Annotated in this window: 24 protein-coding genes and 1 pseudogene; 14 read left to right on the top strand and 11 right to left on the bottom strand. The window is 62.1% G+C overall.

Annotated elements, in window-relative coordinates; genetic code table 11:
• Nucleotides 1–3: 3 nt before the first annotated feature.
• On the bottom strand, nt 4–1,095 hold the full coding sequence (locus N005_RS08335) for an SMP-30/gluconolactonase/LRE family protein (RefSeq protein WP_047700740.1): 1,092 nt from the start codon (nt 1,093–1,095) through the stop codon (nt 4–6).
• A gap of 278 nt (nt 1,096–1,373) precedes the next feature.
• On the opposite strand from N005_RS08335, the gene N005_RS08330 reads away from it, so the two are divergent.
• Nucleotides 1,374–2,342, top strand: a complete 969-nt coding sequence (locus N005_RS08330) for an EamA family transporter (RefSeq protein WP_047700739.1) — start codon at nt 1,374–1,376, stop codon at nt 2,340–2,342.
• Between the two features lie 290 nt (nt 2,343–2,632).
• On the top strand, nt 2,633–3,493 hold the full coding sequence (locus N005_RS08325) for a CAP domain-containing protein (protein ID WP_047700738.1): 861 nt from the start codon (nt 2,633–2,635) through the stop codon (nt 3,491–3,493).
• A gap of 100 nt (nt 3,494–3,593) precedes the next feature.
• Here N005_RS08325 and N005_RS08320 read toward each other — a convergent pair whose 3' ends face one another.
• Entirely contained in the window at nt 3,594–3,923 is a 330-nt protein-coding gene (locus N005_RS08320; protein ID WP_047700737.1) for a DUF6124 family protein, read from the bottom strand.
• 549 nt (nt 3,924–4,472) lie between these two features.
• Between N005_RS08320 and N005_RS08315 the strand changes: the two are divergent.
• Nucleotides 4,473–5,662: pseudogene (locus N005_RS08315) on the top strand (S-type pyocin domain-containing protein).
• A gap of 6 nt (nt 5,663–5,668) precedes the next feature.
• The gene (locus N005_RS08310) at nt 5,669–5,923 is read left to right on the top strand and encodes a colicin E3-like toxin immunity protein (protein WP_047700736.1); all 255 of its coding nucleotides are present in this window, start codon (nt 5,669–5,671) and stop codon (nt 5,921–5,923) included.
• Nucleotides 5,924–5,985: 62 nt separating this feature from the next.
• On the opposite strand, the gene N005_RS08305 is transcribed toward N005_RS08310, so the two are convergent.
• Nucleotides 5,986–6,519, bottom strand: coding sequence for a cysteine hydrolase family protein (locus N005_RS08305; protein ID WP_047700735.1), 534 nt, complete (start codon nt 6,517–6,519; stop codon nt 5,986–5,988).
• Nucleotides 6,520–6,545: 26 nt separating this feature from the next.
• On the bottom strand, nt 6,546–8,273 hold the full coding sequence (ggt, locus tag N005_RS08300; protein ID WP_047700734.1) for a gamma-glutamyltransferase: 1,728 nt from the start codon (nt 8,271–8,273) through the stop codon (nt 6,546–6,548).
• Between the two features lie 131 nt (nt 8,274–8,404).
• Here ggt and N005_RS08295 point away from each other — a divergent pair, with 131 nt between their 5' ends.
• On the top strand, nt 8,405–8,839 hold the full coding sequence (locus N005_RS08295) for a GNAT family N-acetyltransferase (RefSeq protein ID WP_047700733.1): 435 nt from the start codon (nt 8,405–8,407) through the stop codon (nt 8,837–8,839).
• 179 nt (nt 8,840–9,018) lie between these two features.
• Here N005_RS08295 and N005_RS08290 read toward each other — a convergent pair whose 3' ends face one another.
• A complete protein-coding gene (locus N005_RS08290; protein ID WP_047700732.1) occupies nt 9,019–9,369 on the bottom strand; it encodes a hypothetical protein in 351 nt (116 codons plus the stop codon).
• Nucleotides 9,370–9,508: 139 nt separating this feature from the next.
• Between N005_RS08290 and N005_RS08285 the strand changes: the two genes are divergently transcribed.
• The 7 genes from N005_RS08285 to N005_RS08255 all read left to right on the top strand — a co-directional run bounded on the left by N005_RS08285 (nt 9,509) and on the right by N005_RS08255 (nt 13,533).
• The gene (locus tag N005_RS08285) at nt 9,509–9,844 is read left to right on the top strand and encodes a DUF6388 family protein (RefSeq protein ID WP_047700731.1); all 336 of its coding nucleotides are present in this window, start codon (nt 9,509–9,511) and stop codon (nt 9,842–9,844) included.
• A gap of 224 nt (nt 9,845–10,068) precedes the next feature.
• The gene (gene tusD, locus N005_RS08280; RefSeq protein ID WP_047701026.1) at nt 10,069–10,461 is read left to right on the top strand and encodes a sulfurtransferase complex subunit TusD; all 393 of its coding nucleotides are present in this window, start codon (nt 10,069–10,071) and stop codon (nt 10,459–10,461) included.
• Complete coding sequence (gene tusC, locus N005_RS08275) at nt 10,461–10,823, top strand: sulfurtransferase complex subunit TusC (protein ID WP_047700730.1); 363 nt, start codon at nt 10,461–10,463, stop codon at nt 10,821–10,823. Before tusD ends, tusC begins: the two co-directional genes overlap by 1 nt.
• Nucleotides 10,823–11,116: a sulfurtransferase complex subunit TusB gene (gene tusB, locus N005_RS08270; RefSeq protein ID WP_047700729.1), complete on the top strand. Its 294-nt coding sequence runs from the start codon at nt 10,823–10,825 to the stop codon at nt 11,114–11,116. Before tusC ends, tusB begins: the two co-directional genes overlap by 1 nt.
• Complete coding sequence (locus N005_RS08265; RefSeq protein ID WP_047700728.1) at nt 11,113–11,448, top strand: TusE/DsrC/DsvC family sulfur relay protein; 336 nt, start codon at nt 11,113–11,115, stop codon at nt 11,446–11,448. The genes tusB and N005_RS08265 overlap by 4 nt, the downstream gene beginning before the upstream one ends.
• Nucleotides 11,445–12,446: a glycosyl transferase family protein gene (locus N005_RS08260; RefSeq protein WP_047700727.1), complete on the top strand. Its 1,002-nt coding sequence runs from the start codon at nt 11,445–11,447 to the stop codon at nt 12,444–12,446. The genes N005_RS08265 and N005_RS08260 overlap by 4 nt, the downstream gene beginning before the upstream one ends.
• Before the next feature lie 88 nt (nt 12,447–12,534).
• Nucleotides 12,535–13,533, top strand: coding sequence for a glutathione S-transferase family protein (locus tag N005_RS08255; RefSeq protein WP_047700726.1), 999 nt, complete (start codon nt 12,535–12,537; stop codon nt 13,531–13,533).
• 142 nt (nt 13,534–13,675) lie between these two features.
• On the opposite strand, the gene cysG is transcribed toward N005_RS08255, so the two are convergent.
• The 6 genes from cysG to N005_RS08225 all read right to left on the bottom strand — a co-directional run bounded on the left by cysG (nt 13,676) and on the right by N005_RS08225 (nt 21,315).
• A complete protein-coding gene (gene cysG / locus N005_RS08250) occupies nt 13,676–15,070 on the bottom strand; it encodes a siroheme synthase CysG (protein ID WP_047700725.1) in 1,395 nt (464 codons plus the stop codon).
• Entirely contained in the window at nt 15,071–16,351 is a 1,281-nt protein-coding gene (gene serS / locus N005_RS08245; protein ID WP_047700724.1) for a serine--tRNA ligase, read from the bottom strand.
• A gap of 13 nt (nt 16,352–16,364) precedes the next feature.
• A complete protein-coding gene (crcB, locus tag N005_RS08240; RefSeq protein WP_047700723.1) occupies nt 16,365–16,742 on the bottom strand; it encodes a fluoride efflux transporter CrcB in 378 nt (125 codons plus the stop codon).
• The gene (locus tag N005_RS08235; protein WP_047700722.1) at nt 16,739–18,064 is read right to left on the bottom strand and encodes a replication-associated recombination protein A; all 1,326 of its coding nucleotides are present in this window, start codon (nt 18,062–18,064) and stop codon (nt 16,739–16,741) included. The genes crcB and N005_RS08235 overlap by 4 nt, the downstream gene beginning before the upstream one ends.
• A 165-nt stretch (nt 18,065–18,229) precedes the next feature.
• Nucleotides 18,230–18,853 (bottom strand): outer membrane lipoprotein periplasmic chaperone LolA, encoded by a 624-nt coding sequence (gene lolA / locus N005_RS08230; protein ID WP_024779296.1) that lies wholly within the window; start codon nt 18,851–18,853, stop codon nt 18,230–18,232.
• A 56-nt stretch (nt 18,854–18,909) separates the two neighbouring features.
• The gene (locus N005_RS08225; RefSeq protein ID WP_081993234.1) at nt 18,910–21,315 is read right to left on the bottom strand and encodes a DNA translocase FtsK; all 2,406 of its coding nucleotides are present in this window, start codon (nt 21,313–21,315) and stop codon (nt 18,910–18,912) included.
• A gap of 318 nt (nt 21,316–21,633) precedes the next feature.
• On the opposite strand from N005_RS08225, the gene trxB reads away from it, so the two are divergent.
• Both trxB and aat read left to right on the top strand, forming a co-directional pair.
• Nucleotides 21,634–22,593, top strand: coding sequence for a thioredoxin-disulfide reductase (gene trxB / locus N005_RS08220; protein WP_047700720.1), 960 nt, complete (start codon nt 21,634–21,636; stop codon nt 22,591–22,593).
• 84 nt (nt 22,594–22,677) lie between these two features.
• Complete coding sequence (aat, locus tag N005_RS08215; protein WP_047700719.1) at nt 22,678–23,358, top strand: leucyl/phenylalanyl-tRNA--protein transferase; 681 nt, start codon at nt 22,678–22,680, stop codon at nt 23,356–23,358.
• Nucleotides 23,359–23,374 lie beyond the last annotated feature (16 nt).

Below are 23,374 nucleotides of genomic sequence, written 5' to 3'. Positions count from 1 at the left end.
CAGTCAGCTGAATGTGGCCCCTCGGGTATTCACGAACAGCGAATACAGCGAGTGACTGCCGGCCATGAACAAGCGATTACCTTCCCGCCCGCCAAAGCAGATATTGGGGCAGCGTTCCGGCAGGGAAATATGGCCGATGGCTTTGCCTTCCGGGTTGAACACCCGTACACCGTCGAGCTTTTCCAGGTCGGCCTTGGGGTCGCCGTTGCCGCCCCAACCGCACCAGAGGTTGCCGCTTTCGTCGCACTTGATGCCATCGATGGCGGCGTAGTCCAGGCCTTCGATGTGCTTGCGCCGCTCGCCCAAGGTACCGTCGTCCTTGACCGCGATTGCCCAGATCAGACGGTTGGGCTTGGCCCTGCCCTCCACCACATAGAGGGTCTTCTCGTCCGGGGAGAAACACAAGCCGTTCGGCCCCGCCAGGTCATCGATCACCCGGTTGACCTTGCCGGTTTCGCCGTCGATGCGGTACACCGCGTGGGGCTGGGACGGGGTGACCTTGTGGCCTTCGTAGTTGTTGCCGGTCTGGAATGGCGGGTCGGTGAACCAGACCGAACCGTCGCGCTTGCACACGATATCGTTGGGTGAATTGAAAGGCTTGCCGTCGAAACTGTCCGCCAGCACGGTGATGGTGCCGTTGTGTTCGGTACGGGTGACACGCCGCCCCTCGTTCGAGGTGGTGGAGCCTTCGCACACCAGCAACCGCCCCTGGCGATCACGGCACATGCCGTTGGAGAAATTGGCGTTCTCGCGGTACACCGACAGACCACCGGTAATCTCATCCCAACGCACGATGCGGTTGTTGGGAATATCACTGACCAGCAGGTAGCGGCCGTCGCCGATCCACACCGGCCCTTCGGCCCAGCGCAGGCCCGTGGCGAGTTTTTCCACGCTGGCGTTGAAGAGGCGCAGGTCCATGAAGCTGGGATCGAGGATGTTGATCAACGGGTCTGGGTAACGCTGGCTCAACGGCTCCGCCTGAGTGAGCCCGGGCAGGTTCCCGAGGGTGGCGGCAGCGGCCGAGACCACCAGGGATTTTTTCAGGAATACCCGGCGGCCTTGGTCGGCGGGGCTTGTCTGTTGTGAAGTTTCCATCGCGCGTCGCTCCGTTGATTATTATTGGACGGGGCGATAGTTTTACTACGTGATAAGACATCGTACAAGAATACCGTCTTTACCACGTTTAACAGAGTACGAATCATTGGCCGCTTAAAACAGACATATTCAGGATGATTCTGGACGCTACGATTTCTTCGCAACTTGTCCCATCGAACAGGATGCGGTACAAATCCCCAAGTGTTGTACGACAACAATAACCTATCGCTGCTCCGAGGCTCGTCGCTTCAGCGGCCGTTCTCTTGAGAAATCCTGCCATGCCCCGCGCCGCCGCCTCGGACACTCCCGCTCCGTTCCCACGCCATATCGCCGTGCTCGTCCTGCTGTGCATGGGGTGCGCCTTCGCCGGCAACCATGTCGCGGCGCGAGTGGCGTTCGATGATGGCGCCGGTGTGTTACTGGCGATCCTGATGCGCTCGGGAGGGACACTGCTGGTGCTGGCCTTGATGGTGCTGTTGCAGCGCCAGAGCCTGCGCCTTCCACCGGGGGCCTGGCGCTGGCAGTTGCTGCTTGGACTGTTGATCGGCACGCAAAGCTTGTGTCTGTACTCGGCCGTGGCGAGAGTCCCGGTGGCGCTGGCGCTGCTGGTGGGCAATGTGTTCCCGATTCTGCTTGCGCTGTTGACTTGGGCACTGGGTGGCCCTCGTCCCACCACACGCACCGCCGCGCTGATGGGGATGATTCTGGTGGGGCTGGTGTTCGTGCTGGAGGTGCCGGCGCGGTTATCGTCCGGGCAGGACGTCGGCCCGCAATGGCTGCTGGGCGTCGGGCTGGCTTTTTGCGCGGCCTGTGCGTTCGCTTGCGCGTTGTGGATCACCGATCACAAGCTGTCTCAGGTACGCGGCTCGGTGCGCAGCCTGTTGACGATCTTTATCGTGTTCAGCAGCGTCAATCTCGCCGGTCTGAGCGGCGCCCTCCCCGGCGGCTTCAACCTGCCGGCCACCAGCACCGGCTGGCTGGCCCTGGCCACCCTGGTGACGCTCTATGGCACCGGATTTATCGTGTTGTTCATTTCCGTGCCGCGCCTGGATATGCCGCGCAATGCCCCGGTGATGAACGTCGAACCGTTGGCGACCCTGCTGATTGGCTGGCTGGTGCTGGACCAGATGCTCAACCCCGGCCAGGTACTCGGCGGCGCTATCGTGGTGGCCGGAATCGTGCTGTTGACCTATCGCAAGGTCGAACGGATCGGAGCGCCTGCGGCCGGAGTGACTGAGAACAACTGAACTCGCATTTGTGGCGAGGGGATTTATCCCCGTTGGGCTGCACAGCAGCCCCCTATAAGCGCATCGATATTCCTGGGGACACCGCGTTATCAGCCTTTGCCCGACGATGCGTCGGGTCGCCCCTATTTAGGGGAGCGCACAGGGAGGTTATGTGCACCTCTGAAACTTGTTTTCAAACCCACAGTCCTACCCCAGCCGTGAACACCTCGCCATCCCCTGCGAGGCGCTTTGCGGCTGATCGGCGCCAGGCCTGGCGCCCGCGCCACCCTCCCTCTCGAGCCGTCCGCCCCATGCGCCACCTCGTTCGCTCTTGCCGTTTCGTTTCGCTTTGCCTGCTCCCCTTGCTGCCTTTGCTCGCCAGCCCTGCCCACGCCCGGGGCGAGGGACAACTGGTGGATGCCATCAACGACTACCGCAGCCAGTCCCGCCGCTGTGAATGGCGCACTGTCCGGGCCTCCCCGCCCTTGGTGCTGCGCTCGCGCCTGGCGCTGCCGATCGGCTTTCGTGACGGTTTGCGGGAAACCTTGAAAGACGTCGGCTATCGAGCCCAAGCCGTGCGCAGCATCCGCCTGACGGATGCGCGGGACGCCGAAGAAGCCTTCGAGATGCTGGCGGACGAGCACTGCGACGCCTTGCTGGACAACCAGTACGCCGACATCGGCGTCAACCGGGTCGGTGATGAGTGGCGAGTGGTACTGGCACAGCCCATGGGCGGTGCGCCGGTTGGCGACACGTCATCGATTGGCAAGGCACTGCTGGCCCAGGTCAACGCGGCAAGGGCCAAGTCCCGTGTGTGTGGTCGCCAGCGCTTTGCCGCCGCCCGGCCACTGAGCTGGAGCGCCGCACTCGGGTCGGCCGCCCTGGGACATAGCCAGGCAATGGCCCATGGCAACTATTTCGCCCACCGCGATCCCGACGGCCGCTCCGTCGCCGACCGGGCCAAGGGCGCCGGCTACCGTGGCCGCAAGTTCGCCGAGAACATCGCCGCCGGCCAAGGCTCACCGAACCAGGCCATGCAAGACTGGCTCGCCAGCCCCGGACACTGCGCCAACCTGATGAACCCGATGTTCACTCAGGTGGGCGCCGCCTCCGCCAGTGATTCACGCAGCGATGCGGGGGTTTACTGGACCATGGTGTTTGGGGCGCCTTGAAAGCCTTTTCAATGCTGAGGCATGCGCGGTTATGGAGGAGGAGCTGGGTCAGTTTCGCCATCTGGCGTGTCCAAGCTCCCTCCACGGAGAACGGAGGTGGCTAACGCGGGTCGACGTTATCCAGCGCCCGGTTTGCCAGCAATGCGCCCAGTTCAATCAGTTGCTGAATACCCAGGGCCACGTGCCGTCTGGAGCCGTCCAGTTCGAATGCCAAATCACTGGTCATGGCATTGGCCGAGGCCAATGTTTCGCTGAGATTGGCAAGCAGGACTTCAGTGTCGATGCCGTTAACGACAGTAAAGAGTTGATCGGATGTCGAGTCGGCCTCGGTCGGTTTGGGTTTCAGGTAGTAGTCGAGGGCACGATCGGCAGCCTTGTCGTACGAGGTTGAGGTGTCGGCTTCTGGCGGGTTGGGAGTTACTTTGAACATAGATAAAGCTCCGATACATTTTGAAAAGGAGCCATCACTCTCACGCTACCAAACGAAGGGCGGTGGCCATACGAAGGTTGGTAGACCGGGTATCGGAACCGGCGCCTCCGAAGAAGCCCTGCGCATGGCCACCAAAAAGCGAAGCGCATGATTGCACTTGCAGGAGGTGACGCTGTGCACCGAAAACCCGGGCTACCAAACCCGATCACTGATTCGTCAGTGATCGGCAAACGATAGAGGCCGCTTCCCAAGCGCACAAGCCGGCGGATTCTGGCGTAGTTGTAGGCGGTGGCGCAAGACGATGTAGCTCGATCCAGCAGAGCCCAACAGCTCAATAAACACACTGATCGTCGCACTCGGGCGCAGTAAACGAATGCAACCACATCAATCAAAAAGTGCGTTCTGAAAGACGTTGGTCACACATCCATTTATTTTTCCTACAAAGCCTGAGGAAGACGTAACAACTAATACAAAAAAGTCCCTACAGCTCCAGCCTCGGTCCCTGGGTTAGTGTCTCTCCCGCATTGATTGGACGAGATCTGCCCCTCCGTGACACGTCAAAAAGACATCCCCCAAGTCAAGAACCCGCCCGGCGGTGATGGGCACTACGTCACCTATCGGGACATGACGCCCAGCGAATTGGCCGAGCGTGAAGCCGGACAATTGAAGTACGAAGCCATGCTTGACCGGCAGGCCGCCTATGAAAAGGAACGCTGGACCAAGGTCGATAAAACGCTACTGCCCATAAACGGCAGCGTATTCGCCAAGAGCGGCAAGTTGCCCGACGGTGTCATTGATTACAGCAACCCCAACGGCTATGTGCCGGCTGACTTGGTCAGGCAGTACGGCGACCTGGTCTGGCTCGGCGGCAGACGGGCTGACGCATCGGGGACTGTGCCCCTCAAGCAGATTGGCGCCGGCGCGATAACCGCGTTAACCGCGGCACCGGGGCAGCAGTCAGTGGCTCCGTCGTCACGGGTCTGTTAACCGGCATGGTTGCCTTGCTCTGGCCTTCCAGCCTGGGCGATAGCGCCCTTTACTCCGAAGAACAGTTACACAACTTGAAGCAGGCCCGCAGCCGCATGCGCCTGCAAATCGAGCAGCAGGCCGATGGCAGCCTCAAGGGCTATGGTTTCTATACCGGCCAGAACCGCGATTGGGAAATGGTCGACGTCGTTCACCTGGTTCCTCGCGCCGAGCACTACGTCGCTGACTTGGGCGACGGCATCGAGCTGATCTGGACGCCAGCCGTCGATCCGTCCGACACCTTGGGCATCCCTGCCCTGGAAGCGGCACCGCAGGCCCCTCCTATCTGGATTTATCCGCCGACGCCGATGGCCGACAGCATCATCGTTGATCCGATCTATCCGCCGGAGTACAGAGATTTCATTCTGGTGTTTCCGGCAGACTCGGGGGTTCGCCCTGTTTATGTAGTCGTCTCTGTAAGACGAGCAGGTAACGCTGACCACGATTACTATTCGGCCCCAGAAACCGAAGAAATCACGGGTTTTCCAAATCTCAAGACGGCAAAAAAGAAAACACCAAAACAAGCAGGAGCCGGGTTAAGAGAGAGATGGACTGATCTTAAAGGCAGGACAATCTACGAGTGGGACTCCAGACACGGGGAACTGGAAGCTTATCGAGCAAGCGACGGAAGTCATTTAGGGGCTTTTAATCACGAAACGGGACATCAGGTGGGCCCGGCCCAAAAAAATCGCAACATCAAAAAGTACTTGTGAGGACCAATGGGTTTAAAACTGAGACTGGACTGGTACAACAAGAAAACCGAAACGGGCGAAGGCAAAGAGTATTCGATAGACCTGGCTGATGACTTGTCGATAATTACCGTATTGGGTTTGGAAAACGAGCCAGAGCTCTACGATGGCGGTTTTGACTTATCCGAAGGGTGGATATCGATCCTGCAACCCTTTTTCGGCCATAGGATCGACATAGCAAAATATGACTATCAGATCGCGTTTCGATACCGAGCCATTTGGTAGTACGTCCAGCCCGCCTGATTGGATGGCGGGCCAGCCAATTCCACTATCGACATGAGACCGGGTCAGAGACGCACGTCCTGCCCCGGCACCACATCAATCCGCGACACCGCACTACTCAGGCGTCCCAAGCGCTCATTGTGGTTGGCGATGATCTGCTCCGCCGCCAGGCTGCCGTTGTCCACGGTGGTGTGGGCATCGGCCACCAGGACCACTTCATAGCCCAGGGTGTGGGCCTGGCGTACCGTGGCGTTGACGCAATAGTCGGTCTGCATGCCGCAGATCACCAGGCGGTCGATGCTCCGGGCCTGCAATAGCGACAACAGGTCGGTCTGGTAGAACGCGTCCGGTGTGGTCTTGCGCACCCGCAGGTCGTCCGCGGCGGTCAACAGGCCGTCGGCCAGTTGCCAGGCCGCGGAGCCGTACGACAGCGGACCTTGCAGTTCTTCGTGCTGGACCAGGATCACCGGCAGTTCCAGAGCCCTGGCCCTGGCGCTGAGGTCGTTGATGGTCGCGATGACGCGCTGGCTCTCGAAACATTCTTCTTCACCGGTGCACAGGGCGCTCTGGACATCGATGATCAACAAAGCGGTGCTCATGGTTTTCCTCTTCAGAACAATGGCCGTTAATAACCCAACGATAACCCGGTGTTGCGACGTGGATCGTTGGCCCCATAGAACCGATTCTTGCCCACCGGCTTCCCACCCAGCGACGGTGCGCCCACCAGAATCGCGGCAATGTGGTTGGGGTCTTGGGGACCTGTAAACTTGTGCCCCCAGCTTTCCAGGATCTTTTGCGTGTCGGGGCTGGCGGCGAAGGTTTCCAGGTTGGTCTGCTCGGGCATCCACTGCTGGTGGAAGCGCGGCGCGTCGACGGCTTCCTGCAGGTTCATGCCGTAGTCGATCACATTGAGGATCGTCAACAATGTCGCGGTGATGATCCGGCTGCCGCCCGGCGTCCCCACCACCATGACGGTCTTGCCATCCTTGGTGACGATGGTCGGACTCATGGATGACAACGGCGCCTTGCCCGGCGCGATGGCGTTGGCCTCCCCCTGCACCAGGCCGTACATGTTGGGAACGCCGATCTTGGCGGTGAAATCGTCCATTTCGTCGTTGAGGATCACCCCGGTCTTGCTCGCCATGACGCCCGCGCCGAACCAGTCGTTGAGGGTGTAGGTGACGGAAACGGCATTGCCCCACTTGTCGACGATAGAATAGTGGGTGGTGTTGCTGCCTTCGTGGGGTGCCACGCCGGGCTTGATCGCGTGGGAGTTACCGGCCTTTTGCGGTTCGATAGCGGCCCGCAGTTTGGCGGCATAGTTTTTATCCAGCAGATGGTCGATGGGGTTCTGCACAAAGTCCGGGTCACCCAGGTAGCTGTTGCGGTCCACATAGGCATGGCGCATGGCTTCGATCTGGTAGTGCATGCCTTGGGCCGAATGGAAGCCCAGCTCTTTCATCGGATAGCCGTCGAGGATGTTCATGATCTGGCACAGCACCACGCCGCCGGAACTGGGCGGCGGCGCCGAGACGATGTGGTAGCCGCGATAGTCGCACTCCACCGGCGCCAGCTCGCGGGTCTTGTACTTGTCCAGGTCGGCCTGGGTGATGATGCCTTTGTTGGCCTGGCTGGAGGTGACGAGGGCATCGGCGACCCAACCCTTGTAGAAACCATCGGCGCCCTTGGTGGAGATTTCCCGCAGGGTCCTGGCGAGGTCTTTCTGCACCAGCTTCTGGCCGACCTGCATCGGCTCGCCGTTGTGCAGGAAGATCGAACCGGAGTCACGCATGTCCTTCTTGAACACGTCGGTGGCCGTCTCCAGCAGGTCGACGTCGCCCTGCTCCAGGGTAAAACCGTCCTCGGCGAGGCGGATGGCCGGGGCGATCAGCTCGGCCCGGGGTTTGCTGCCGTACTTCTTCAGCGCCAGCTCCATGCCCGATACCGTGCCGGGCACACCCACCGCCAGGTGCCCGCGAGTGCTGAGGTCGGGGACGACGTTGCCGTCCTTGTCCAGGTACATGTCGGCCGTGGCAGCCAACGGTGCTTTCTCGCGGAAGTCCAGGAAGGTCTTGCGCCCATCGGCCAATTGCAGGGTCATGAAACCACCGCCCCCCAGGTTCCCCGCCGCCGGGTATACCACCGCCAGGGCATACCCCACCGCCACCGCCGCATCCACGGCATTGCCGCCGTTCTTGAGCACATCGACGCCCACATGGGTCGCCAGATGTTGGGCGGTGACCACCATGCCGTTCTCGGCGGCAACCGGGGCCTGGGAGGCGGCCTGCACGTATAAGCAACTGAGGGTCAGGGACGTCGCAACCAGGGTCCGGGTCAAGGATTCGAACTTCATGAGCCACTCTCTTCTTGTTTTTGAAATCCAAGGAAGTATGGCCCGGTTTGCGAAATGCGCCCGTTCACTGCCGGACGGTCTTTTGCGGTAGGCTCATGCCGTTCATCCTCCCCGCAATAAGGACATCGCCGATGACGCTGCGAATCGAACGTACCGACGCTCCCACCGACGAGGAGCGCCAGGCCATCCTGGCCCCGCTACGCGCCTACAACACCGCCAAGACCGGCGGAACGGTACCGGAACTGGTCGCCTGGCTGGTACGGGACGAACACAGCGATGAAATCGTGGGCGGGCTCTACGGTCGGGTGTTCTTCCGCTGGTTCTATATCGAGTTGCTGGTGGTGCCGGAACAGGCCCGCGGCCAGGGCACGGGATCGGCCTTGATGCGCAAGGTCGAAGAACTGGCCAGGGAGAAGAACTGCGTCGGCATCTGGCTGGACACGTTCGACTTCCAGGCGCCGGAGTTCTACCGCAAGCACGGCTTCACGGAAATCGGCCAGATCGACGATTACCCGCCTGGGCACAAGCACTTCTTCCTCCAGAAGCGCCTGACTGAGTCCGATTGAAATACAAAACCTGTGGGAGCGAGCTTGCTCGCGAAGTGGTCCCCCCTTCGACACTGTCGTCGACTGACCCACCGCCATCGCGAGCAGGCTCGCTCCCACATGGGTTCCGGGCTGGCCGCAAGATCCCTATCTACCGCCAATCCCTGTGGGAGCGAGCTTGCTCGCGATGCTCTACCGGTTTACAAGCAAGTCGCCAACGCCGCCAACCGGCGCTTGGCCATGAAGTCGTCATGCTTGGCGTAGTAGTTCAACGTCGTACCGGCAGCGCCGGTTTCCAGGTCGACAAAGGATTCAGCAGAACGGGTGTACACCGTCGAGCCGCCTTTCTTGTTCGGTTGCAGGTAAGCCCCGGCGTCGACGCCGAACACCGCCTCGTCCTGCCAGGAAAACTGCACACACTGGGCCACGACCTGTTCCGGCTTGTCCGAGGCCAGTGTCTTGTAAGGGGCCTGGGACCGGGCCTGGTTCATCGCCGAACCCGCGCAGCCGGCCAGCAAGGTGGCGGCCAGGGCCACCGTCAGCATTCGCATTGCGTTCACTCATCGAGAAAAAAACGGACTGTAGCACCGCGCCCCAGGTCTTCGTGCGGCTTTACTGAAATTTATGCGCGACACCGGACGACGATTCGCGCAACCTGTCACGCCTTTTCGTCACAACCAGGGAGTCAGCATGGCGGCAACCGAACAGCAACATGAGCGGGCGTTGGAAAGGTTTCTCGACGAGCACCCTGAACTGCGCGCCGAACTGGACCACCTCAACCCACTGCTGGCCCAGGCCAAGGGCGAGACAGCGGAACAATACCGTGCCGAGCGGTTGCATGAAGCCTTCGAAGCCGAGGCCGAGCGCCAGGGCCTGTTCGCCTGGGAACTGACCCTGCAATTGACCGCCGCCTCGCCAGAGGATTACCAGGCGCAGCGGATGGACGTGCACAGGGAAGTGGCAGAGATGGCGGGGATGGGTTGGGTAGAGTATTGCGAGTTGCATGGGCTTACGGGTGACCGCTGAACCACTGTGGCGAGGGGATTCATCCCCGCTGGGCTGCGCAGCAGCCCCAAAACCAGCCAACTCGATCTATCTGACCCACCGGGATGTTGAGATCAGGGGCTGCGTTGCAGCCCAGCGGGGATAAATCCCCTCGCCACAAGGATGTCCTCACAATCCTGCGGTGCCAATCGCCCCTCCGCCCATAAAGCTTTATCATGGCCGCAGTTTTGCTGATCGGATCCGCCATGAAGTTCGCCATTGCGCTGTTCTCCGCTGCTCATGCGCCGTCCTCGCGCCGTGCCTTGCTGTTTGCCCAGGCCGCGCTGGCCGGCGGGCATGAAATCGTGCGGTTGTTTTTCTATCAGGACGGTGTCTACAACGCCGACAGCGGCGTGGTCACCCCCCAGGACGAACAGGACCTGCCCAAACAGTGGCGCAGCTTTGTCAGCGACCACCAGCTCGACGGTGTGGTCTGCATCGCGGCGGCGTTGCGCCGTGGGGTGTTGAATGCCGAAGAAGCCCAGCGCTATCAACGCTCGGCCGTGAGCGTCGAAGCTCCCTGGGCCCTGTCCGGGCTTGGCCAGTTGCACGATGCGATCCAGGATGCCGACCGCTTGATCTGTTTTGGAGGTCCATGATGGCCAAGTCTCTGTTGCTCATCAGCCGCCAGTCTCCATGGTCGGGCCCCGGCGCCCGGGAAGCCTTGGACATCGTCCTGGCCGGTGGGGCGTTCGACCTGCCCATCGGTTTGCTGTTTCTCGATGACGGCGTAAATCAGCTATTGCCAGGCCAGAACGCCAGGGCCGTCCAGCAGAAAGACCTGAGCGCTAACCTGCAGGCATTGCCCATGTTCGGCGTCGAAGACCTCTTCGTCTGCGCCGACAGCGCCGCCGAACGCGGCATCGACACCGATGCGCTGGCCCTGGCTGACCTGAAGGTACTCACCGCGCCGGATATCACCGCTCTCATTGACCGTTACGACCAGGTGATCACCCTCTGATGTCCACTTTGCATGTGTTGTCCCATTCACCTTTTGGCGATGACCGCCTCGCCAGTTGCCTGCGGGTCCTGGGAGGCGAGGATGCGCTGCTGTTGTGCGGCGACGCGACTTACGCCTTGCAACCCGACACCGCGCCGTTTGCCTGGTTACAGTCCGCCGGCCTGAAGCTGTTCGCACTGGCCGAAGATGTCCAGGCCCGAGGCTTGCAAGCACCCGACTGGGCCAAGGCCATCGACTACCCGGCCTTCGTCGAACTGTCGATCCAGCATGACAAGGTCAACACCTGGCTATGAATGCGCTGAACGTGGGCGAACGCGCCATCGCGCTGGACAAGGACGGCTACCTGGCCGACCGGGACGACTGGTCAGTCGAGGTAGCCACGGCCCTGGCCGCCGCCGAAGATATCGAGTTGAGCCCCGAGCACTGGGAAATCCTCGAACTGCTGCGGGGCTTCTACGACGAGTTCCAGCTCTCCCCCGCCACCCGGCCGCTGATCAAATACACCGCGCTGAAACTGGGCGCGGACAAGGGCAACAGCCTGCACCTGAACCGACTGTTCAAAGGCACTCCCGCCAAACTCGCCGCCAAGCTGGCGGGCCTGCCCAAACCGACGAATTGCTTATGACCGACGTTCCATCGCTGACTCTCGAAACCCCGGCCGAACATCCATTCGCCCAGTTCGTGCGCATCCTGGGCAAAGGCAAGCGCGGTGCCCGTGATCTGACCCGGGAAGAAGCCCGCGAAGCCATGGGCATGGTGCTCGACGAACAGGTCGAGGATACCCAGCTTGGCGCCTTCCTGATGCTGTTGCGGCACAAGGAAGAAAGCGCCGAGGAAATGGCCGGCTTCACCGAAGCCCTGCGCGCACGCCTGGATGCCCCGGCGTTGGCGGTGGACCTCGACTGGCCGACCTACGCCGGCAAGAAGCGTCATCTGCCCTGGTACCTGCTGGCGGCCAAGTGCCTCGGCCAGAACGGCGTACGGATCTTCATGCACGGTGGTGGCGCCCATACGGCGGGTCGGCTCTACACCGAACAGTTACTGGGGTTTCTGCAGATTCCGCTGTGCCGTGACTGGCAGCAGGTCGGCACAGCGCTGGACAACGGCGGCCTGGCTTTCATGCCGCTGGTGGACTGGGCCCCCCAGATGCAGCGCATGATCGACCTGCGCAACACCCTGGGCCTGCGCTCGCCGATCCATTCCCTGGCGCGGATCCTCAACCCGCTGAAGGCCCGGTGCGGTCTGCAGAGTATCTTTCATCCCGGCTACCAGGCAGTGCATCGCGATGCCGGCGGCTTGTTGGGGGATACGGCCATCGTGATCAAGGGCGACGGTGGTGAAATCGAGATCAACCCGGATGCCGACAGTCACCTGTATGGCACCACCGGCGGTGCCAGCTGGGATGAAGAATGGCCACGGCTGTCACAACAGCGTCACGTCAAGCCGGAAAGCCTCGACCCCGAACACCTGAAAGCCCTCTGGCGCGGTGACGTGGCAGACAGCTATCCGCAACTGGCGCTGGTCGCCACCATGGCCCTGGCCTTGCGCGGCCTCGGCCTGGCGCGGGAAGAAGCGTTCGAGCGGGCCCGGCAGTACTGGGACACCCGGGATCGATCGATTTAATCGATGATCAGCGCCCAACCTTTGCGCTTTTTGTTCGAACCTATCGGAATAGACTCACCTCCAACGTTTATTGGCCGAGGAGATCGAGATGGGTTTGTTAGTCGAAGGCCGCTGGCAAGATCAGTGGTATGAAAGCAAGGACGGCACCTTCCAGCGAGAACAGGCGCAGCGCCGTCACTGGATCACCGCCGACGGCAGCGCCGGCCCCTCGGGCGAGAGTGGCTTTGCCGCCGAGGCAGGGCGCTACCACTTGTATGTGTCCCTGGCCTGCCCCTGGGCCCATCGCACCCTGATTTACCGCAAGCTCAAGGGCCTGGAAGGCCTGATCGATGTCTCGGTGGTCAGCTACCTGATGCTGGAAAACGGCTGGACCTTCGACAAGGCCCACGGCTCCACCGGCGACAAACTGGACAACCTGCGCTTCCTGCACCAGCGCTACACCGCCGACACGCCGGACTACACCGGCCGCGTCACCGTACCGGCGTTGTGGGACAAGCGCCAACAGCGCATCGTGAATAACGAATCGGCGGAAATCATCCGCATGTTCAACAGTGCCTTCAACGGCCTGACCGGCAACCACCTGGACCTGTATCCCGAACACCTGCGCAGCAAGATCGATGCGCTGAACGAACGGATCTATCCGGCGGTGAACAACGGCGTCTACCGTGCCGGGTTCGCCACCAGCCAACAGGCTTACGAAGAAGCGTTCGACCAGTTGTTCGCCGAACTCGACCGGTTGGATGCACTGCTGGGCTTACAACGTTACCTGGCCGGCGAATACCTGACCGAAGCGGATATCCGCCTGTTCACCACCATGATCCGTTTCGACGCGGTGTATTTCGGCCACTTCAAATGCAACCTGCGGCGCATCGCCGACTACCCGAACCTGTCGAACTGGCTGCGGGAGCTGTACCAATGGCCGGGCATTGCCGAGACGGTGGATTTCACCCACATCCAGCGGCATTACTACGGCAGCCACAAGACCATCAATCCCAACGGGATCGTGCCCAAGGGACCGGAGCAGGATTTCAATGGGGCCCATGATCGGGCGCGATGGGTGGGGAAAGGGATCTGGGGCGGGGACTGATCCAGGACTTGAAGTGGATCTAAAGGCCTCATCGCGAGCAGGCTCGCTCCCACAAGGGATCTGGGTACAACCATAAGTTCCTGGTTACACACAGTCCAATGTGGGAGCGAGCCTGCTCGCGATTGAAGGCGACGCGGTCTTTCTAGACCTGCCCCTGAGCCCCTTCAAACCACGCCAGCTTCTCGCGCAGTTGCACCACTTCCCCGACGATCACCAGCGTCGGCGCGTGGACCTCATGCTCGGCCACCAGCTTTGGCAGGTCCGCCAGGGTGCCGGTGAACACCCGCTGGTTGGATGTCGTGCCTTGCTGGATCAGCGCCGCCGGCGTATCGGCCGCACGACCGTGCTTGATCAACTCGCTGCAGATGCTCGGCAGCCCCACCAGGCCCATGTAGAACACCAGGGTCTGGGCCGGGGCCACCAGGTCCGCCCATGGCAGATCAGTGGTGCCGTCCTTGAGATGGCCGGTGATGAAACGCACCGACTGGGCGTAGTCGCGATGGGTCAGCGGAATGCCGGCGTACGCCGCGCACCCACTGGCCGCGGTGATGCCCGGGACGACCTGGAACGGAATGCCCTGGGCCGCCAGCTCTTCGATCTCCTCACCGCCGCGCCCGAAGATGAACGGATCGCCGCCTTTGAGGCGCACCACCCGCTTGCCTTGCCGGGCCAACTCGACCAACTGCTGGTTGATCTGGTCCTGGGGCACGGCATGCTCGGCGCGGCGCTTGCCGACGTAGACCCGCTCGGCGTCACGCCGGCATAGCTCAAGGATCGCGGGCGCGACGAGACGGTCGTACAGCACCACATCGGCCTGCTGCATCAAGCGCAAGGCGCGGAAGGTCAGCAGATCGGGATCACCCGGCCCGGCCCCCACCAGATAGACCTCACCTGGTGCGTGCGGCGCCTGGCCGGCGATTTTCTCCCGCAGCAGGCGCTCGGCTTCGGCGCCCTGCCCGGCCAATTGGCGGTCGGCGATAGGGCCCTGGAATACATCCTCCCAAAACGCCCGGCGTTGTTGCACATCCGGGAACAGCCGCTTGACCTGGCCGCGAAACTTCGCCGCCAGACCCGCCAGTTGCCCGTAGGTCGAGGGAATCCAGGTTTCCAGCTTGGCCCGGATCAGCCTTGCCAGCACCGGCGCATCGCCGCCGCTGGACACCGCGATCACCAGTGGCGAGCGGTCGACGATGGCCGGGAAGATCACGCTGCACAGCGCCGGCGCGTCCACCACATTGACCGGCACACAACGCTTGTGGGCGTCGGCCGATACCCGGGCATTAAGGGTTTCGTCGTCGGTGGCGGCGATGATCAACCCGCAACCGTCCAGGTCCGTTTCGAGGTAACCGCGCAGGACGCATTCGCCTCCGCTGCCACTGACCAGATCCCGCAGTTGCGGCTCGATCTCGGGTGCGACCACCCGCAGCAACGCACCGGCGTCGGCCAGCAGGCGGGACTTGCGCAAGGCAATCTCCCCGCCGCCGACCACCAGCACGCGGCTGCCGCGCAGGTTATGGAACAGTGGCAGATAGTCCATTTAGCCGATGACCTCGATGCCGCCCATGTACGGCTTCAACACCTCGGGCACACGGATCGAACCGTCGGCCTGCTGGTAGTTTTCCAGCACGGCCACCAGGGTACGGCCCACCGCCAGGCCAGAGCCATTGAGGGTGTGGACCAATTCCGGCTTGCCGGTTTCAGGGTTGCGGAAACGCGCCTGCATGCGACGGGCCTGGAAATCACCGCAGTTGGAGCACGACGAAATCTCGCGGTACTTGTCCTGGCTCGGAATCCACACTTCCAGGTCGTAGGTCTTGACCGCGCTGAAGCCCATGTCGCCGGTGCACAGGGCCAGGGTCCGATACGGCAGCTCCAGCAGTTGCAGGACCTTCTCGGCGTTGGCGGTCAGGCTTTCCAGGGCTTCCATGGACTTTGCCGGTTCGACGATCTGCACCATCTCGACCTTGTCGAACTGGTGCTGGCGGATCATGCCGCGGGTATCGCGTCCCGACGCCCCGGCTTCACTGCGGAAGCACGGCGTATGGGCAACGAATTTGATCGGCAGTTGCTTGGCGTCGACGATCTCGCCGGCGACGATGTTGGTCAGCGACACTTCCGCCGTCGGGATCAGGTACAGGTCGGCTTCGCCGTCGCGGCCGATCTTGAACAGGTCTTCCTCGAACTTCGGCAACTGGCCGGTGCCTTGCAGGGCCGGGGCCTGGACCAGGTACGGGGTGTAGGCTTCCTCGTAACCGTGCTCGGTGACGTGCAGGTTGATCATGAACTGGGCCAGGGCGCGGTGCAGGCGGGCAATCGGTCCGCGCAGCAAGGCAAAACGGGCGCCGGACAGCTTGGCGGCGGTTTCGAAGTCCAGCCAGCCGAACTTCTCGCCCAGGGCCACGTGGTCCTGCACCGGGAAATCGAACGCTGTTGGCGTGCCCCAGCGACGGACTTCGACGTTGCCCTCTTCGTCTTCACCGACCGGCACCGACTCGTGAGGCAGGTTCGGGATGCCCAGCAGGATCGAATCCAGTTCGGACTGGATCTTGTCCAGGGCCGCCTTGCCGTTGTTGAGCTCGGTGCCCATGCTCTCGACGTTCGCCATCAACGGCGCGATGTCTTCACCGCGCTGCTTGGCCTGGCCGATGCTCTTGGAGATCGCATTACGCTCGGCCTGCAGCTTTTCAGTCTGGGTCTGGACGGTCTTGCGCTGCTCTTCCAGCGCTTCGATGCGCGCGACGTCCAGGGCGAAGCCACGGGACGCCAGGCGGTCCGCTACGTCCTGAAGGTTGCTGCGTAACAGTTTGGAATCGAGCATGTCGGTCTCTCGTTTAGATAAGTTTGGTCAGGGACAGGCCGGCCCAGGTGGCGAGCAGCCCGCCGAATACGCTGGCAGCCGCATAGCCCAGGGCCAGCGGCACCTGCCCGCTTTCCAGCAGGCGCACCGTATCCAGTGAAAAGGACGAAAAGGTCGTCAGGCCGCCAAGGAAGCCGACGATCAGCCCCGCGCGCACTTCGACAGGCACCTCGGGGCGAATCAGGAACAGACCGTATAGAACGCCGATCAGCAGACAGCCCACGATATTAACGGTCAGCGTCGCGGTATAGAAGTGCCGGGGCCAATTTGCGTTGACCCAATTGCCGGCGGCGAAACGCGCCAGGGTGCCGGCAACGCCGCCAGCGGAAACTGCAAGTATCAGGGGGATCAAGGCTTTCTCCGCTGCCGTGGACTCAGTCGGTCCAGTTGCGCCAGGTGGTTGAGCTTCTCGCCGATCTTCAGCTCCAGGCCACGGGGCACCGGCTGATAGAACGACTGCGGTTCGAGTGCTTCGGGAAAATAATCTTCGCCGGCGGCGTAGGCATCCGGCTCATCGTGGGCGTAACGGTATTCTTCGCCATAGCCCAGCTGCTTCATGAGCTTGGTCGGCGCATTGCGCAGGTGCAGCGGCACTTCGAGGGAGCCATGTTCGGTGGCGCTGCGCATCGCCGCCTTGAAACCCAGGTACACCGCGTTGCTTTTCGGCGCGCAGGCCAGGTACGTGATGGCCTGGGCCACGGCGAGCTCGCCTTCGGGGCTGCCCAGGCGCTCCTGCACGTCCCACGCCGCCAGGCACAGACTCAGGGCCCGAGGATCGGCATTGCCGATGTCCTCGCTGGCCATGCGCACCACCCGCCGCGCGAGGTACAACGGATCGCAGCCACCGTCGATCATCCGGGCAAACCAGTACAGGGCCGCGTCGGGGTTGGAGCCGCGTATGGACTTGTGCAGCGCCGAGATCTGGTCGTAGAACGCCTCGCCGCCCTTGTCGAAACGCCGCCGGGTGTCGCCCAACAGGCTTTGCAGCAGCTCGACGCCGATCTCGCTGTCGTCCTCGGCCAGGTCCGAAGCGTTCTCCAACAAGTTGAGCAAGCGGCGGCCATCGCCATCGGCGGCTGAACACAGGATCTGGAAGCCTTCGTCGCTGAGGCTCAGCTTGCGCTTGCCCAGGCCGCGCTCTTCGGTCAGCGCCCGGTGCACCAGCTTGCGCATCGCCGCTTCGTCGAGGCTCTTGAGCACATAGACCCGCGCCCGGGACAGCAAGGCGTTGTTGAGTTCGAAGGAAGGGTTTTCGGTGGTCGCGCCGATGAAGATCAGCGTGCCGTCTTCGACATACGGCAGGAACGCGTCCTGCTGGGACTTGTTGAAGCGGTGCACTTCGTCGACGAACAGAATGGTGCGCTTGCCGTACTGCCCGGCCTGCTGCTTGGCGACTTCCACCGCCTGGCGGATCTCCTTGACCCCGGCCAGCACCGCCGAGACCGTTTCGAAATGCGCGTCGGAGACTTCCGCCAGCAACCGGGCCAGGGTGGTCTTGCCCACGCCCGGCGGCCCCCAGAAGATCATCGAATGCAGCGCACCCTGCTCCAGGGCTTCGCGCAGGGGCTTGCCCCTGGCCAGCACGTGCTCCTGGCCGACGTACTCATCCAGGTTGGTCGCGCGCAGGCGGGCGGCCAATGGCTGGGCAATCGGGGCGCTTCGAAACAGGTCCATCACTGCTTATGCAACCTCCACTGGACACTCTTGAACAGCACAATCCCTCTGTGGGAGCGAGCCTGCTCGCGATGGCAATACCACATTCAACATCAATGCTGACTGACCCGACGCTATCGCGAGCAGGCTCGCTCCCACAGGTCCTGTGTTCCAATCAGCTATTGTTTATTCCTGGATTACATCGGCACCCTTGGGGATGTCGAACTTGAACTTGGACGCCGCGATCGGCTCGTTGGCCTTGACCCCGGTGAACAGGATGTTGGTGCGCTGGCCTACGCTGTCGATCAGTTGCATGTCATTGACCAGGCCGTTGCGGAACGACAGGCGCAGGCTGTCGAACAGGCTGTCCTTGGTCTTGGGCTTGAGGGTGAAGTCGATCACGCCACCCGCTTCCTTGGCCGTGATGTCGAAGCTCTGGCTGATCTTGGAAATATCGCCCGACAACAACAAGGCCGGCGTCTGGGTCAGGCGCTGGTCGAGATTCTTGATGGTGACCTGCTCCAGGTCCGGGTCCCACAGGGAGACTTTCTTGCCGTCGGACACCATCAACTGCTCGGCCGGTGCATCGGTGTGCCAGTAGAACAGCCCCGGACGCTGGAGCGCCATGTCACCGGCGGTTTCCTGCAACTGGGTGCCGCTGCCGTCCAGGGTCAGTTGGGAAAAGCGTGCGGTCAGGGTCTTGGATGTTTCCAACAGCTGGGTCAGGCGAGCCACGTCCTTTTCATCGGCATGGGCCGACAAGGTGGTCAGGGCCAGTACGGGCAACAGCAGCATGCGAATCAGGCGCATGGGAGTCCTCATGAATTCGTGGGGGGCGAGCGGCGCCTACAGGGCCGCCCGGGTCATTAGTCGCGCATCGGGCCCGGCGCCAGCACTTCGCGCGAACCATTGGTGTTCATGGCCGTCACGACCCCGGCCATTTCCATGGCCTCGATCATGCGTGCGGCACGGTTGTAGCCGATCTTGAGCTTGCGCTGGACAGCGGAAATCGATGCCCGGCGGCTTTCCAGGACGAACTGCACCGCCTCGTCATAGAGCGCGTCGGTTTCCGCGTCCTCGTCGCCACCGCCGCCACCGCCCTCGAAACCGCTACCGGCTTCTTCGACGCCGTTGAGGATGTCGTCGTTGTATTCGGGAGCGCCACGCAGCTTCCAGGCTTCCACCACGCGGTGCACTTCGTCGTCGGAGACGAACGCACCGTGTACCCGGATCGGCAGGCTGGTGCCCGGCGGCATGTAGAGCATGTCACCGTGACCGAGCAATTGCTCGGCGCCACCCTGGTCGATGATGGTCCGCGAGTCGATCTTGCTGGACACCTGGAACGCCATGCGGGTCGGGATGTTGGCCTTGATCAGGCCGGTGATCACGTCCACCGACGGCCGCTGCGTGGCGAGGATCAGGTGGATACCGGCCGCACGGGCCTTCTGGGCGATACGGGCGATCAGTTCTTCGACCTTCTTGCCGACGATCATCATCATGTCGGCGAATTCGTCCACCACCACCACGATGGTCGGCAGCTTGTGCAGCAGCGGCGCTTCGTCATGGATGTTTTCGCGGTGGTACAACGGGTCGGTCAGTGGCGTGCCCGCCTCTTCGGCTTCCTTGACCTTGGCGTTGAAGCCCGACAGGTTGCGCACCCCCAGCTTGGCCATCAGCTTGTAGCGGCGCTCCATCTCGGCAACGCTCCAGCGCAAGGCGTTGGCGGCGTCCTTCATGTCGGTGACCACCGGGCACAGGAGGTGCGGGATGCCTTCGTAGATCGACAACTCAAGCATCTTCGGGTCGATCATGATCAGCTTGGCGTCTTCCGGGCCGGACTTGAACAGGATCGACAGGATCATCGCGTTCACACCCACCGACTTACCGGAACCGGTGGTACCGGCCACCAGCAGGTGGGGCATCTTCGCCAGGTCGGTGATGACCGGCTTGCCGCCGATGTCGTGGCCCAGGGCCAGGGTGACCGGGGATTTGTGGTTGTCGTACTCGGGGGTCGACAGCACTTCGGAGAAGCGCACGATCTGCCGGTCTTCGTTGGGAATCTCGATACCCACGGTGGTCTTGCCGGGAATCACTTCCACCACCCGCACGCTGGTCACGGCCAGCGAACGCGCCAGGTCCTTGGCGAGGTTGGCGATGCGACTGACTTTCACGCCGGCGGCCGGCTGGATTTCGTAACGGGTGATGACCGGGCCCGGGTGAATCGAATCCACCGACACCTCGACACCGAACTCCTTGAGCTTGATCTCCAGCAGATGACCGACGGCCGCCAGGGATTCGGGAGAATAATTGAGCTGTTTCTTTTCCGCCGGGTCGAGGATCGAAATCGGCGGCAAGGTGCCTTCCACCGCGCTGTCGACGAACAGCGGTACCTGTTTTTCCTTCTGCACGCGCTTGCTCGGCTCAGGCGGCTTGGCCGGCGCCATGGTAATGACCGGCGGCACCTGCTTCTCGCGCTCGGACATGTGCTTGCTCAAGGCCTGCTCGCGCTCGATCAGGCGTTCCTTGACCTTGGCCTGCTCGCGCTTGTCGGGCACGGTCGGGGCCACCACGTCATGGACCCGGTCGTCCACTTCACGCAGTTGCGCCACCAGTTGCTTGCGCTCGGTGCGCGCCGCCCACCAGCGATTCACAGCGCCCTGGATCAGTTCGATCAGGTCGAGGGTGATCTTGCCGGTGACGTCCATGACCTTGAACCACGACAGGTCGGTGAACACCGTCAGGCCAAACAGGAACAGGGCGATGAACAACAACGTGCTGCCCTGGATGTTCAGGGCGTTCCTGGCCAGGTCGCCGAGGCTTTCCCCCAGGGCGCCACCCGCCCCGGCCGGCAGGCCGGTGGGGGCATGGAAATGGATATGGGCCAACGCGGCCCCCGACAGCACCAGGAACACCAGGCCGATCAGCCGCCAGGAAAACAGCCAGCCGCTCCACTGCCATGGCTCGTGGCGCTGGCGAAAGATCTGGTAGGCCTTGATCGCCAGCAACAGCGGAAAGATATAGGCGAAATAACCCAGCACCATGAACAGGATATCGGCGCTGTAGGAACCGGCCGGACCGCCGAAGTTCTGCACGTCGTCGATCTTGCTGTTATGGCTCCAACCCGGATCGTCCTTGCCATAGGTCAGCAAGGCCATCATCAGGAACAGGCACAAGGCGCCGATGGCGATCAATGCACCTTCCTTGAGCCGGTAGTGCAATTGCTGGCGCCAGAGCGGAACGACTGTTTTAGGTGCTGCGGTGGATTTCTTCAAAACGCTTCTTTTCCTGCGCCAACGGCGCGTCCATCTGTTGAATGACTATAAAAAACTGCTCATTACAAGCAGGTAAAAAAGTGAATGTGCACAACCGGTACTACTTTTACCACTGAGAGGTGCGTCCGGAAAACCGCAGGTGTTGCCGAAGATGTTGATCTTTAGCCCATCCTGCGTTCAACACTCAAGCATTGTACGGGTTTGTCGGCGCCAAGGCATTGCCCGCACGCCGGGCGACAGGGTCGCCGGAAACAGGTCGCACAAGCGCCAATTGGACCATGCATTGTCTTTTGTGACAAAGGCTTATGAGGTGTTTTTATGAACGAAGTGAAGCATTCACGCCTGATCATTCTCGGCTCCGGCCCCGCAGGGTACAGCGCAGCGGTCTACGCCGCCCGAGCCAACCTTAAACCCGTTGTCATTACCGGCATACAGGCCGGTGGCCAGCTCACCACCACGGTCGAAGTCGACAACTGGCCCGGCGACGTCGAAGGGCTGACCGGCCCGGTCCTGATGGAGCGCATGCAACGCCACGCCGAGCGCTTCGACACGCAGATCGTCTACGACCATATCCACACCGCCAAGTTGCAGCAGCGCCCGTTCGAGCTCATCGGCGACAGCGGCACCTACACCTGCGATGCCTTGATCATCGCCACCGGCGCCTCAGCCCAGTACCTGGGCCTGCCGTCGGAGGAAACCTTCTCCGGCAAGGGCGTTTCCGCCTGCGCAACCTGCGACGGATTCTTTTACCGCAACCAGGTGGTGGCCGTGGTCGGCGGTGGCAACACCGCGGTAGAAGAGGCCCTGTACCTCTCGAACATTGCCCGGGAGGTGCATTTAATTCACCGCCGGGACAAGCTGCGCTCGGAAAAAATACTGCAGGACAAGCTCTTCGAAAAGGCCGCCAACGGCAACATAAGGCTGCACTGGAACCAAAACCTCGACGAGGTGCTGGGAGATGCCAGCGGCGTGACCGGCGCGCGCCTGCGCAACAGCCAGAGCGGCGAAACCAGCACCTTGCAATTGGCCGGGGTATTCATCGCCATCGGCCACAAGCCCAATACCGATTTGTTCCAGGGCCAGTTGAGCATGCGCGACGGCTACCTGCTGGTGCGCGGCGGCAGCGAAGGCAACGCCACCGCCACCGATATCGAAGGCGTATTCGCGGCTGGCGACGTGGCCGACCACGTGTATCGCCAGGCCATTACCTCGGCCGGCGCCGGCTGCATGGCCGCGCTGGATGCGGAGAAGTATCTCGATGACATTCCGGCCGTTTGACGGTTAATCTTCGAACCAGTGCTCATGGCGAGGGGCTTCACCCCCTCGCCACACCGCCCTCCCCTTCTGCAAGTTCGGACAACAATGCTGACGTGGTTACAACGCAACACATTCGACTTTCCTCCCCTGGAAAAAGCCATGCGCGATCCCAATGGCTTGCTGGCCGCCGGTGGCGATCTGTCTGCGGACCGGCTGATCCAGGCCTATCGCCATGGCTGTTTTCCCTGGTTTTCCGAGGGACAACCGATCCTGTGGTGGTCTCCCGACCCTCGCACGGTGTTGTTTCCCGACGAACTGCACGTCTCGCGCAGCCTGGGCAAGCTCCTGCGCAAGCAGCGCTATGAAGTGACGTTCGACAAGGACTTCGCCGCGGTCATCCAGGCCTGCGCCGCACCGCGGGCGTATGCTGAAGGCACCTGGATCACCGAAGCCATGCAAACCGCCTATCTGGAGCTGCATCGGCGCGGTTACGCCCATTCGGTGGAGGTCTGGGACCAAGGGTTGCTGGTGGGCGGCCTGTATGGCCTGGCGATGGGCCAATTGTTTTTCGGCGAATCCATGTTCAGCCGGGCCGACAACGCGTCGAAATTCGGCTTCGCCACCCTGGTCCAACACCTCAAGGCGGCCGGTTTTGTGCTGATAGACTGTCAGATGCCCACCGAGCACCTGCACAGCCTGGGCGCGCGATCGATCGCGCGCACGGCATTTGCCGGCTACCTCAAGGCGCACCTGGACCAGCCCAACCACGCAACCTGGGTTTGCTGAGCGACATTTGCCCCAG

Origin of the sequence: Pseudomonas mediterranea CFBP 5447, from assembly GCF_000774145.1 — a bacterium.
Taxonomy (GTDB): Bacteria; Pseudomonadota; Gammaproteobacteria; order Pseudomonadales; family Pseudomonadaceae; genus Aquipseudomonas; species Aquipseudomonas mediterranea.
This window is presented reverse-complemented; position numbering and strand designations above follow the sequence as displayed.